Origin of the sequence: Ornithinimicrobium pulveris, assembly GCF_050261105.1 — a bacterium.
Lineage (GTDB): Bacteria > Actinomycetota > Actinomycetes > Actinomycetales > Dermatophilaceae > Ornithinicoccus.
This window is the reverse complement of record NZ_CP189837.1, coordinates 1,926,891-1,939,005: the sequence shown is the minus strand read 5'-3', so window position 1 is coordinate 1,939,005 and position 12,115 is coordinate 1,926,891. Positions and strand designations below refer to the sequence as shown.

The 12,115-nt window shown below is 70.5% G+C and carries 13 protein-coding genes; all 13 read left to right on the top strand.

Translation table 11 applies throughout. From position 1 onward, the window contains the following. The 13 genes from ACQBAT_RS08990 to ACQBAT_RS08930 all read left to right on the top strand — a co-directional run bounded on the left by ACQBAT_RS08990 (position 1) and on the right by ACQBAT_RS08930 (position 12,092). Entirely contained in the window at positions 1–978 is a 978-nt protein-coding gene (locus ACQBAT_RS08990; RefSeq protein ID WP_420747573.1) for a shikimate dehydrogenase, read from the top strand. Beyond that, complete coding sequence (locus ACQBAT_RS08985) at positions 965–1,693, top strand: prepilin peptidase (RefSeq protein WP_420747572.1); 729 nt, start codon at positions 965–967, stop codon at positions 1,691–1,693. Before ACQBAT_RS08990 ends, ACQBAT_RS08985 begins: the two co-directional genes overlap by 14 nt. Before the next feature lie 97 nt (positions 1,694–1,790). Further along, positions 1,791–3,050: a chorismate synthase gene (gene aroC / locus ACQBAT_RS08980; protein ID WP_420747571.1), complete on the top strand. Its 1,260-nt coding sequence runs from the start codon at positions 1,791–1,793 to the stop codon at positions 3,048–3,050. Then, positions 3,047–3,562: a shikimate kinase gene (locus ACQBAT_RS08975; protein WP_420747570.1), complete on the top strand. Its 516-nt coding sequence runs from the start codon at positions 3,047–3,049 to the stop codon at positions 3,560–3,562. Before aroC ends, ACQBAT_RS08975 begins: the two co-directional genes overlap by 4 nt. After that, entirely contained in the window at positions 3,559–4,662 is a 1,104-nt protein-coding gene (aroB, locus tag ACQBAT_RS08970; protein ID WP_420747569.1) for a 3-dehydroquinate synthase, read from the top strand. The genes ACQBAT_RS08975 and aroB overlap by 4 nt, the downstream gene beginning before the upstream one ends. A gap of 69 nt (positions 4,663–4,731) precedes the next feature. Beyond that, the gene (efp, locus tag ACQBAT_RS08965; protein WP_420747568.1) at positions 4,732–5,292 is read left to right on the top strand and encodes an elongation factor P; all 561 of its coding nucleotides are present in this window, start codon (positions 4,732–4,734) and stop codon (positions 5,290–5,292) included. Between the two features lies 1 nt (position 5,293). Beyond that, positions 5,294–5,707 carry a transcription antitermination factor NusB gene (nusB, locus tag ACQBAT_RS08960; RefSeq protein WP_420747567.1) on the top strand — a complete coding sequence of 138 codons (414 nt, stop codon included), beginning with the start codon at positions 5,294–5,296 and terminating at the stop codon, positions 5,705–5,707. Between the two features lie 77 nt (positions 5,708–5,784). Continuing rightward, the gene (locus tag ACQBAT_RS08955; protein ID WP_420747566.1) at positions 5,785–6,582 is read left to right on the top strand and encodes an ATP-grasp domain-containing protein; all 798 of its coding nucleotides are present in this window, start codon (positions 5,785–5,787) and stop codon (positions 6,580–6,582) included. Between the two features lie 88 nt (positions 6,583–6,670). After that, positions 6,671–7,462: an ATP-grasp domain-containing protein gene (locus tag ACQBAT_RS08950; RefSeq protein WP_420747565.1), complete on the top strand. Its 792-nt coding sequence runs from the start codon at positions 6,671–6,673 to the stop codon at positions 7,460–7,462. Then, complete coding sequence (locus ACQBAT_RS08945; RefSeq protein WP_420747564.1) at positions 7,462–8,325, top strand: ATP-grasp domain-containing protein; 864 nt, start codon at positions 7,462–7,464, stop codon at positions 8,323–8,325. The genes ACQBAT_RS08950 and ACQBAT_RS08945 overlap by 1 nt, the downstream gene beginning before the upstream one ends. Beyond that, positions 8,322–9,485 (top strand): hypothetical protein, encoded by a 1,164-nt coding sequence (locus ACQBAT_RS08940; protein WP_420747563.1) that lies wholly within the window; start codon positions 8,322–8,324, stop codon positions 9,483–9,485. Before ACQBAT_RS08945 ends, ACQBAT_RS08940 begins: the two co-directional genes overlap by 4 nt. After that, complete coding sequence (locus ACQBAT_RS08935; RefSeq protein WP_420747562.1) at positions 9,482–10,282, top strand: ATP-grasp domain-containing protein; 801 nt, start codon at positions 9,482–9,484, stop codon at positions 10,280–10,282. Before ACQBAT_RS08940 ends, ACQBAT_RS08935 begins: the two co-directional genes overlap by 4 nt. Further along, positions 10,272–12,092, top strand: coding sequence for an MFS transporter (locus ACQBAT_RS08930; protein ID WP_420747561.1), 1,821 nt, complete (start codon positions 10,272–10,274; stop codon positions 12,090–12,092). Before ACQBAT_RS08935 ends, ACQBAT_RS08930 begins: the two co-directional genes overlap by 11 nt. Positions 12,093–12,115 lie beyond the last annotated feature (23 nt).

Here is a 12,115-nt window from a genome sequence, read left to right as displayed (position 1 = left end):
GTGACTGATCGTCAACGCGAAGAGGCACCTGCGCCCCGCCGGGCTGGTGTCATCGGGTCGCCGATCGCGCACTCCCTCTCGCCGGTCCTGCACCGGGCCGCGTATGCCGCGTTGGGCCTGGGTGGCTGGACCTACACCGCCGCGGAGGTCGGGTCGGGCGAGCTGGCTGCGCACGTGGCCGGTCTGCCGGACGACTGGATCGGGCTCTCGGTCACCATGCCGGGCAAGGAGGAGGCGTTGGAGTTGGCGTCCTCGGCCAGCCCCCGTGCCCTCCTCACCGGCGCTGCCAACACCCTGGTGCGGAGCACCGACGGCACGGGATGGCATGCCGACAACACCGATGTCGAAGGGCTCGTGAGGGCGCTGCGTGAAGCTGGCCGTGGTTGCTCTGAAGCCTCGCGCAGCCCGCTCGAAGGGGGCGCGAGCGGGGTCGTGATCGGTGGGGGAGCGACGGCCCGCTCGGCCCTGCTGGCCGTGGCCGAGCTCGGGATCACCGAGGTCGACCTCTGGGTCCGCACGGCGCCCCGGCCGGAGACGGCCGCTCTGATTGCGCGGCGCGAGGTCGGGCTGGCGGTACGGGTGCGCCGCTTCGCCGAGGGGACCCTGGTCATCGGGGAGGCGGGGCAACGGGTGGTGGTCTCTACGCTCCCGGCGCAGGCACCGGCGCCGAGGCTGCGCCTGGCCCAGGCGCCGGAGACCGCGCCTGAGACCGGCGGCCCGGACGCGCAGCCCACCCTCCTCGACGTGCTCTACGCGCCCTGGCCAAGCTCGTTCGCGACCGCAGTGGCCGCTCTCGGGCCGGCCGCGCCCGTCGTGCACGACGGCACCGGCATGCTGCTGCACCAGGCCGCCCGGCAGGTCGAGCTGATGACCGGGCATGATGGCCCGGTGGAGGCGATGAGGGCCGCGCTGACGGCCGAGGGGGAGCGGCGGCAGGCTGCCGTGACCAGCGGGGGGTCACCGGATGGGAAGTCCTGAGTCGGTGTGGATCCCGGTGGTCGCTGGCGTGATCGTGGCGATCGCCGGCATCCCGGTGGCCCGCTGGCTGGAGGAGGCGACCTACCGCAAGCCGGACGAGGTGGACGATCCCGTCCCGGCCAGGCGCTGGTGGGTCCCGCTGGCGCTCGGTCTGTCCAGCGCGCTGGTCCTGCACCGGATCTGGTTCTCCGACCGCGGTCCGGAGATCTCCCCCTGGGTCGGGACCGTGCTCTCCGCCACCCTGCTGATGCTCGTCCTGTCCTGCGTCTGCCTAGCTGCGATGGACCTCGACGTCCACCGCCTGCCCGACCGGATCATGTGGCCCACGATGGGCTTCCTCGCCGCCGGACTCACCCTGGCCGCCCTCGTCGGTGGCGGGCTCGATGCCTGGGTCAGAACCATGCTGGGTGGACTCGCCGCAGGAGCGTTCTACCTCCTGCTCGCCCTGGTCTCCCTGGCCCGCGGCTCACTCTCCCTCGGCCTCGGTGACGTGAAGCTCGCGGTGGTGCTCGGCGCGGCGCTGGGGTGGTTTGGCTGGGCCGAGATGATCACCGGCATCTACGCCGGGTTCCTGGTCGGTGGTGTCGTGGCCTTGGCGCTCCTGGCCGGGCGGCGCGTCTCCTGGGAAGGCCACTTCGCCTTCGGGCCACCGATGATGGTCGGTGCCCTGCTCGGCCTGCTCACCGCCCCCACCCTGTTGACCGCGCTCTCCTGACCACGCTCTCCTGACCGCGCTCTCCTGACCGCGCTCCCTCCACCAGCCCTGAGCACGTGGTCAGGAGCGCCTGGCCAGCGTGACAGAATCTGGCCCCATGCTGCGTTGGTTGACCGCCGGTGAGTCGCACGGACCCGCCCTGACCGCGATCCTCGAAGGGCTGCCCGCCGGGGTGCGCATCGACCGGGAGGTCGTCGAAGGTGCGCTCGCCCGTCGGCGCCTCGGCTACGGCCGCGGCGCGCGGATGTCCTTCGAGGCCGACCGGCTCCACTTTCTGGGCGGGCTGCGCCACGGGTCGACCCTCGGGTCCCCGCTGGCGCTGCAGATCGAGAACACCGAATGGGCCAAGTGGCAGGCCGTGATGTCGCCCGAGCCGGTGGCCGATGACGACCTGCGCCGCGCCGATGACGTCGGCGCTCCGCAGGAGCTGGCCCGCAACAAGCCGCTCACCCGCCCCCGCCCCGGTCATGCCGACCTGGTCGGCATGACCAAGTACGGCTTCGAGGAGGCCCGCCCGATCCTGGAGCGCGCCAGTGCCCGGGAGACTGCGGCCCGGGTCGCGCTGGGCGCCGTTGCTGCAGCCTTCCTCGAGCAGTCGGTCGGGATCCGCCTCGTCTCGCACACCACGAGCATCGGCCGAGCCGGCGTGCCAGGTCCGGACGCCGACGCGCCCGCGTTGGAGACCTTGCCCACCCCCGAGGACGTGGACGCGCTCGACGCCGACCCCGTCCGCACCCTGGACAGCGAGCTGTCCGCGCAGATGGTGGCCGAGGTCGACGCGGCGCGCAAGGAGGGCGACACCCTGGGTGGGGTGGTCGAAGTCCTGGCCTACGGCATACCCCCGGGCCTGGGCTCGCACGTCCACTGGGACCGGCGCCTGGACAGCCGGCTGGCCGCCGCGCTGATGGGGATCCAGGCGATCAAGGGCGTCGAAATCGGCGAGGGCTTCCGCACCGCCGCCCGACGCGGCAGCCAGGCGCACGATGAATTGGACCGCGGCGAGGACGGCCTGATCCGACGCGCCACTCAGCGCAGCGGCGGCACCGAGGGCGGGATGAGCACCGGCGAGGTGCTGCGCGTCCGGGCCGCGATGAAGCCGATCTCCACCGTGCCGCGCGCGCTGCGCACGATCGACACCACCACCGGCGAGGCAGCGACCGCCATTCACCAGCGTTCTGACGTCTGCGCCGTCCCGGCCGCTGGTGTCGTCGCTGAGGCGATGGTCGCCCTGGTGCTCGCGGACGCGGTCGTCGAGAAGTTCGGTGGGGACTCGGTCGCCGAGGTGGCGCGCAACCACGAGGCCTACCTCGCCGCGGTCGCCGAGCACCAGCGCACCACCGGGACCGGACCGGCATGAGCGCCATCGTGCTGATCGGCCCGCCCGGTTCCGGCAAGTCCACCGTCGGAGCGCTGCTCGCCACCCGCCTCGGCGTGCCGCAGATCGACACCGACGAGGCGGTCGAGACCCGGGCGGGGCGGACGATCAGCGACATCTTTGTCCAGGACGGTGAAGCGGCCTTCCGCACCCTCGAGCGTGAGGAGGCCGCCCGCGCGCTGGCGCTGGAGGAGGGCGTGGTGAGCCTCGGCGGCGGCGCCGTGATGCAGGAGGAGGTCGCGGAGGCCGTGCGCGACTCCACTCACCGGGTGGTCTTCCTCGACGTCTCGATCGCCGACGCCGCCCCCCGGGTCGGCTTCGACGCCTCGCGCCCGTTGCTGGTGATCAACCCGCGGGCGTCGTGGACCCGCCTGATGAACGCGCGCCGCCCCACCTACGAGGCGCTCGCCGAGATCGTGGTGGCCACCGGCGGTCGCACGCCTGACGAGGTGACCGAGGAGATCCTGGACGCGCTCGGGCTGGGGGAGCGGTGAGCACCCGGACCGTGCAGGTCGGGGGCGATCGCCCGTATGCCGTCCACGTCGCCCCGGGCGTGCGGTCCCACCTGGCCGAGTTCGTCAGGCCAGGTCGCCGCGTGCTCGTGATCTATCAGGACGGTCGCCACGACACCGCTCTCGCGGCGGAGGAGGTGCTACGGCAGGGCGGTGCCTCGTGCGTCATGATCGGGGTGCCCGATGCGGAGGCGGCCAAGACCTCGCAGGTGCTGGTCGACCTGTGGTCGTTGTTGGGGGAGGAGGGCTTCACCCGGGACGATCTGATCCTGGGTGTGGGCGGTGGCGCAACGACCGACCTCGCCGGGTTTGTCGCCGCCAGTTGGCTGCGTGGGGTCGACGTCATCCACCTGCCGACCTCGATGCTCGGCGTGGTCGACGCGGCCGTGGGCGGGAAGACCGGGATCAACACCCAGGCGGGCAAGAATCTGGTCGGCGCCTTCCACCCGCCGGCCGCGGTCCTCTGTGACCCCGTCTGGTTGACCACGATGCCTCCGGCGGACTACGTCTCCGGGTTGGCCGAGGTCGTCAAGTGCGGGTTCATCGCCGACCCGCAGATCCTGGAGCTGATCGAGGCTGACCCGGACGCGGCACGCGACCCGCGGGCCGACCCCGACCTGGTCGTGGAGCTGATCGGCAGGGCCGTGCAGGTCAAGGCGGACGTCGTCGCCGCGGACCTGCGGGAAGCCTCGCTGCGCGAGATCCTCAACTACGGGCACACCTTCGGGCACGCCATCGAGCTGCTGGAGAACTACCGCTGGCGGCACGGCGACGCCGTCGCCGTCGGCATGGTCTTCGTCGCCGAACTCGCGCACCGATCCGGTCTGATCGACGACGCCCTCCTCGAGCGGCACAGGACGGTGCTGAGCAGCCTCGGCCTGCCCACGGCATACCCCGGGGGCGCGGAGCGCTGGCCCGAGCTGCGCGCCGCGATGGCCCTGGACAAGAAGTCCCGCGGAGACACCCTGCGCTTCGTGGTCCTGGAGGGCCTGGCCCGGCCGACCCGGCTCGTGGGGCCGGAGGAGGAGGTGCTGCGCCTCGCGCACGCCGCCGTCTCGGAGCCAGGCCCGGTGCACCGGTAGACTTGCGCAGGTTTGGGTGAGGCCCTGCCCACCCGCACGTGCACGTCATACCCGAAGGAAAGCGAAGCTGTGGCAACGACGAACGACCTCAAGAACGGCATGGTCCTGTCCATGGACAACGGCCTGTGGCAGGTGCTGGAGTTCCAGCACGTCAAGCCCGGCAAGGGCCCGGCGTTCGTGCGCACCAAGCTCAAGAACGTGACCAGCGGCAAGATCGTCGACAAGACCTTCAACGCCGGCACCAAGGTCGAGACGGCGACCGTGGACCGCTCGGACTTCCAGTACCTCTACAACGACGGCACCGACTTCATCTTCATGGATGAGAAGACCTACGAGCAGGTGCACGTCTCCCCGGAGTCCATGGGTGACGCCGCGAAGTACCTGCTGGAGAACGGGCGGGCGATGATCGCCCAGCACGAGGGCCAGGTCCTGTACGTCGAGCTGCCCGCCTCGGTGGAGCTCGAGATCACCCACACCGACCCGGGTCTGCAGGGTGACCGCTCCACCGGTGGCACCAAGCCTGCGACGCTGGAGACCGGCGCCGAGATCCAGGTGCCGCTCTTCCTGGAGACCGGCACCAAGGTCAAGGTCGACACCCGCGACGGCTCCTACCTCGGCCGCGTGAACTGACGTGGCGGCACGCACCAAGGCGCGCAAGCGTGCCCTGGAGCTGCTCTTCGAGGCCGAGCAGCGGGGCGTGAACGTCGGCACCCTGCTCGAGGACCGCGTCGCCGCCCCGACCACTCAGCATCCGCTGCCGGACTACACCGTGCAGCTGGTGCGCGGGGTGCTGGAGCGATGGACCACGATCAACGAGACGCTGACGACCTACAGCCAGGGCTGGTCCTTGGAGCGGATGGCGGCGGTCGACCGGGCTGCGCTGCGCCTGGGCACCTGGGAGATCGTCTGGAACGACGAGGTCCCGGACACCGTCGCGATCTCCGAGGCTGTCGGTCTGGTGCAGGACATGTCGACCGATGACTCCCCGAAGTTCGTCAACGGCCTGCTGGCCAGGGTCGTCGACATCAAGGCCACCCTGCTGTAGCCCAGGGACGGCAAGGCGCAGGGATCGGAGGTGCGCGCCTCATCACCACCTCATGCGGGTCACCTAGCGTCCGCGTCATGAAGATCGATCTGTTCCTCGTCCGCCACCCCGCCGACCGTCCGAGCCCGGTTATGCCGGCCATGGTCGACCATCTCACGGCACACGGGAGTGAGATCCGCGCCGTCTACCCGGACGAAGGGGATGCAGTACCAGACCCGCCTGGGGACCTCGTGGTGCTCAAGGCAAAGACCCCTGCTGCGCTCGACCTCGCGCGCCGCTATCACGGGCTCGAGGTGCGGTGCTTCCCCAGTTATGAGGTCACGGTGCTGTGCCGGGACAAGATCGCGACCACGCTGGCGTTGCGCGACGCGGGGGTGCCGGTCCCGCAGACCTGGGTGGTCGATGACCCGGGGGCGCTACTCCCGCACCTGACGGACGGCCCCCTCATCGTCAAGCCCTTCCAAGGCAGCCAGGGCCAAGGCATCGTCATCGTCCACCAGCCGGAGGACCTCGTCGGAATCGACCACGGGGCCGACCCCGTGATGGCGCAGCGGTACCTGGAGCCCGATGGGCTGGACCGGAAGATCTATCGGATCGGGGAGGAGGTCTTCTGCGTCGAGCGGGTCTGGCCGCCCCGCAGCTATGAGGACAAACTGGGCCGGGTCGTCCCGCTGCCTGCCGCGATCGAGAAGGTGGCACGGGCCTGCGGTGACGCGCTCGGGATCGACACCTACGGAGTGGACATCATCGAACACCGGGGAGCCCCCTACGTGGTGGATCTGTCCAGCTTCCCGGGGTTCAAGGGTGTCCCGGAGGCGGGGCGACGGCTGGCCGAGCGCATCCAGCGGGAGGGTCAGGTCGCGGACCCCGCCTGACCTGCGGGTGTTTTGGTGAGAGCCTTCTCACGTTCACGTCATCGACACCTCATGCGGGTCGGGTTAGCTGCCTTTCATGGTGATCAGGGTGACCGTCCTCGTGGAGGACCGCTATCGGGAGCAGGCGCAGCCGGCCGGGCTGGTCTCGGCCCTGCGAGCCCGGGGGGCTGACGTCCGGCTCGTCGGCGACCGGGGGGCCATCCCGACGGACTGCCTGACCGGGACCGATGTCGTGGTGGCGCGGGGCCGCAGCGACCGGGTCCTGCGTGCGCTGGCAGCTGCCGAGCAGGCCGGAGTGCCCACCCTGGATGGTGCGGCGGCCGTTCGCAAGGTGCGTGACAAGGGTGAGATGACTGCACGGCTGCTGGAGGTCGGGCTGCCCGTGCCGCGCACCTTCGTGGGCCGAGGGCCGGACATGAGCGAACGGCTGGCGCCGCTCTGGGACGCGGCACCGGGCACCCACGGGTGGATCGTCAAGCCGCGGTTCGGAGACAACTCCCGTGGGGTCGCCCGCGCGGACTCGCTGGGATCCCTCGCCCGCCGGCACGAGGAGTTGGTGGTCCAAGAGTTCATCCCCGGCAGCGGCGCCGATCTCAAGCTCTACGTCATCGGTACCCAGGTGTTCGCAGCCCGCAAGCCCTCTCCTGTCACACCCTGCACCCTCGATCCAGCCGAGCTGGGGCCGGTCGTGGTGACCGAGCCCCTGCAGGAGATCGCGGAGAAGTGCGGTCGCGCCTTCGGGCTCATGCTGTTCGGCGTCGACTGCGTGGAGAGCGGGCCCGACCTGGTCGTGATCGAGGTCAACGATTTTCCGAACTACACGCACGTCCCCACGGCTGATGACCTGCTGGCCCGACACGTGCTGGGGAGCGTGCGGTGATGCGCATCGTGGTGCTGACCTCTCAGCCGGTGCCCAGGACGGCGTCGGTCACCGCTGACTGCCTCGACCTGTTGCGATCGTGGGGTGCACGCGTCGAGGTCGTGCTGCCGGAGACTCTGGTGGACGTCACGTCGCTGGCCCCGGACGCCGACCTGTATCTGCTCAAGTCGGTGAACGACCACGTCGTGAGCCTCGCCCACGCGCTGGCCGCCGGCGGCGGCCGGTGCGTCAACACAGCCGACGTGGCTCGCCTGTGCCGAGACCGGGTGGCCGCCACCGCGAGCCTGGCCGCGCACTCCGTGCCCGTCCCCCAGACCTGGACCACGCGCGACCTTCCGGCGCTGGAGGAGTTGCTGCAGGACGGTCCGCTGGTGCTCAAGCCTGGCCGTGTCGGAGCCGGGACGGGCAGCCGGGTCGTGTGGGACGTCGAGGAACTCCTCGACCTCAGTCCGACCGAGCAGCCGTGGCTCGTGCAACGACTGCAGGAGACCTCCGCGCGGGACCGCAAGCTCTATCGGATCGGGGAGCAGGTCTTCGGCGTCAAGCGACGTTGGCCCGCGACCAGCCTGCTGGAGAAGCAGGGTGAGCCGTTCACGGTGACCGAGGAACTGCACAGGATCACCGACCGGGTCGGGGCCGCCCTGGGCACCGACCTCTTCGGGGTCGACGTGGTCGAGACCACCACGGGACCTGTCGTCGTGGACGTTCACCACTTCCCGGGTTTCAAAGGGGTTCCCGACGGCGCCTTGCGCCTCGCGGACTACATCTTCGCGGCCGCCGCTGGCTCAGAGCCGGAGGTCCTTCAGGACGACTCACACCAGAACAACTCACACCAGAACCACTCAGGAAGGGGCAGGGCATGAAAGCGGTCATCATCGGAGCAGGCCGGGTCGGGCTCGGCTGCGCAGCGCAGATCGCCCACTGTGGCGGTCTGGAGGTCGTCGTCCTGGGCCGGGGCCAGGTCGTGCAGGGCCTGAAGCGGCACGAGCGCGTGCAGATCGAGACCGTGCACGGCCCTCGGTCGGAGCGCCACGATGTGCCGGTCCAGGCGCTGGATCTGACCATCGAGCGTGACCGCGCAGTCGAGGAGATCGCCGACGCAGACCTCGTGCTGACCGCAGTCGGCCCGGCTCAGTTGCCGAGTATCGCGAACCTGCTGGGAGCCGGTCTCGAACGCGCGGGTGGCAGCGTCGACGTGGTCGCGCTGGAGAACACCGAGGATGCCGGCGACCACCTCCGGCATCGAGTAGGCGCCGCAGGCACAGGACATGGCTTCTCGGGCGCCGTGGTGGACAGGGTCGTCGCCAGGCGTGATCTGGGGAACGACAGTGCGCCGGTCAGTGTCGTGGTCGAGCCGGCGTGCCGCGTCACCATCGATGGTCCGGCACTCACCCGGGACTGGTCCTGGCTGCCTGGGGTCAGGTCAACAACCTCGTTCGCCGCTGACTACCGCGCAAAGCTGTACTGCTTCAGCGCGGGTCATGCGACCGCGGCCTATCTGGGCCAGCTCAAGGGATATCGCTACCTGCACGCCGCCGTCACCGATCCAGAGATCGCTGCCGTCGTGCTGGGCGCGATGGAGGAGGGGCGGCGGGGGTTGCTGCACCGCTATGGCCTCGACGTCGCCGGCAGCCCTGAGGCGCTGGTGGCGATCCTGCACCGCTTCAGCAATGCCGCGCTGGGAGACACCACCCTGCGTGTCGGCCGGGACGTTCCCCGCAAACTGGCGCGGGACGATCGTCTGGTGGGCGCGGCGCGCCTCGCCTACCGCGCTGGCGCGGAACCGACGCAGCTCGGGCTCGCCGTCGCCGCCGCACTCCAGGCGCACCTCGGCCCGCACCAGCTGCCCCCGGCCGGCTCACCTGCGCGCCTGCGGCAGATCTCCACCCTGACCGGGCTGAGGCCCGCCCACCCACTCATCGAGATCGTCGACCGCCTCTGGGCCGACCTCGGTGAGCCCGCGGCGCTGCTCTCGCTGCGCACCGGGTTGCCCGCCTGGGAGAGCCTGAGGAGGGCGGCATGAAGATCGTCTTCCTCCTCACCCGTAGGGTGCCTGACCGCCCGAGCCCGATCCTCCTTGAGGTGGCCGACCGGCTGCGCGCTGCCGGACACGACGTCGAGGGGTGGATCCCTGAAGACCGCATCCTGTGCGCCCACGACCTGGGAGATCTCGCCGACCTCTACGTGCTGAAGAGCCACACCGAACACGCTCTCAGCTATGCCTGTGCCCTAGCCGCGGCCGGGGCGCGGGTGCTCAATGACCTGCCCGCCTGCCTCGCGGCCCAAGACAAGGTCACCGCGGCTGGGCGGATGCGGTCGGCCGGGGTGCCCACGCCGGACACCTGGTTGGTGCACAACCCCTCGTCAGCGGTCCACCTCGTGGATTCCGGCCCGCTCATCGTCAAGCCGAACCGAGGCCATCGTGGGGCCGGTGTGCACCTGGTCAGCACGCCGCAGGAACTCGCTACCGTGCCGCAGGCTGGCGGCCCGCTCATCGTTCAGCGACACGTCCCGGGCCCGGGCGAGGATCTCAAGGTGTATGTCGCGGGGGACCAGGTCTGGGCAGTTCGCAAGTCCTTCGATGAGCTGTCCTTCACTCGCCCAGGACGACCGGTAGCGGCTTCTCCGGAGGTGCGTGAGCTGGCTGGACGCGTCCGCACAGCATTCGGCCTCGAGCTCTTTGGGGTCGACGTGATCGAGTCCCCGGACGGACCAGCTGTGGTGGACGTCAACTACTTCCCTGGCTACAAGGGGTGTCCCGACCCCGCTCCGGCGATCACCGACGTCGTGCTCGCCGCCCTGCACGACCGTGCGACCTGAGGTGCGGACCGGGCTGGATCGCCTCCTGGGTGTGCTGGCGCTGCTGGCGATCATTCTGGTCGCCACCGTCGGCCTGGTTGACCGTGAAGGGCGACGGTCCATCGAGACGCAGGCGCAGCGGGACAGCGCGGCCACCGTCTGGACCGCCGTGGCGGTGGTGCATGACCTGAGCGCGCCGATGAGCGATGACGAGATCGTCGCAGCCCTGGGCCGCGAGTTCGCTGCAGCACCCGATCCCGCTGTGCTGCACCTGTTCGCCCCCGTACAGGGGCGGCCTGTGGTGGTGGGTGCTGACCGCCACCGGCTCACCCCCGTAGCCCTGCAGGTGCTGAGCCCCGAGAGCTCCGGGCAGGGAACGATGCTCATGGACACACCGAGCGGGCCCGTCCAGATCGCGTGGGCCTCACTGTCCCTCGAGGGTGAGCCGGTCGGTCGGTATGTCCTCGCCCGCGCCCTCGCGACCGACCTGGCAGAGATGGGGGAGCGGACCCGGGGCCACCTCCTGACCGTCGGCCTCGGCCTGGCAGCGGTGGCCGCGGTCGGCGCCGTGGTCCTCGGTCTCAGCCAGGCCGTGGGCCGAGGGCAGCGGCGGCCGTCCAAGGACAGCGGGCGGTCCAACGCTGAGCGGGGTCCGATCGGCGCGGTAGTGGCGGAGGGCTTCTTCTCCCGGCTCGCCTTCGGCATCATCAGTTTCGCGTTACCCCTGTATGCCTACGACCTAGGGATGTCCCTGGCTCAGATCGGGCTGCTCCTGTCGACCAACATGGCGGTGGCGGTCGTCCTCAAACCTCTGATGGGTGGCCTCATCGATCGGATGGGCGTTCGGACCGCCTACCTCGTGGCGGTGGCCCTCCGCTGCATCGTGCTGGTGTTGCTCGTCCTGGCCGCCGGACCTGCTCTCCTCTTCGCCGCCCGAGCCGTGCACGGGCTCTCGATCGCGCTCCGGGACCCGGCGAGCGCCACGGTGCTCTCGGCCCTCGGCGGTAAGCGGGCCGTCGCGCAGCGCTTCGCCTGGTATCAAACCGTGAAGTCCTTCGCCGGCTCCGGCGGCCAGTTCGGCGCGGGCGTGCTGCTGACCATCCTGGTGAACGACTTCACCCTGGTCTTCGTGATCGCCGGGGTCCTGTCCCTCCTGCCGCTGGGGCTGGTTCTGAGCCGACTGCGCGGTCCAGCCCTGGAGGGGCTTCGGCTGCCCCGCCCAGAGACGAAGGTTCCGATGCCGACCGACCTGCGGCGCGCGTTGCTGCCCTACGCAGGTCTGGGCGCGATGGCCACCGGGACGGCCTACCTGATGGCCAATCTCCTCCCGGTCCTGGCTGTCGAATACATGGGCCTGACTGCCGCTGCGGCCGGTTCGATGTACCTCGTGAAATCTCTTGTCAGCCTGACCGGGCCAGTCTGGGGCTGGGTGGCGGACCGGGTCAGCGTGAACCTCGTGCTGGGTGTACGCGCCCTCGGAAATACCGTCTCTTCACTGATCTGGCTGCTCTTCCCGGGCTACGCCGGCCTCCTCCTCGGGCGGCTGGCTGACGATCTCGGCAAAGCCGCCTTCGCCCCGGCCTGGGGTGCCGTCATGGCAGGCGTGAGCGAACTGGACCCGAGCCGGCGCTCGCGCACCTTGGCCTGGCTCAGCTCGGCCGAGGACGCTGGGGAGATGGCTGGTCCCGTGGTCGCCGGGGTGATCTGGTCGACCTTCGGGCTGCCCGCGCTCCTCATCTTCCGGGCGTTGCTCGCGCTTGCGACCGAGGTGTATGCCGCCCGGCTCGCTCGATCCGCGGGCCGGGTCCGGGTGGTGCAGAGCGAGCGGTAGGGTGGTCCCCGACCGACACGTCC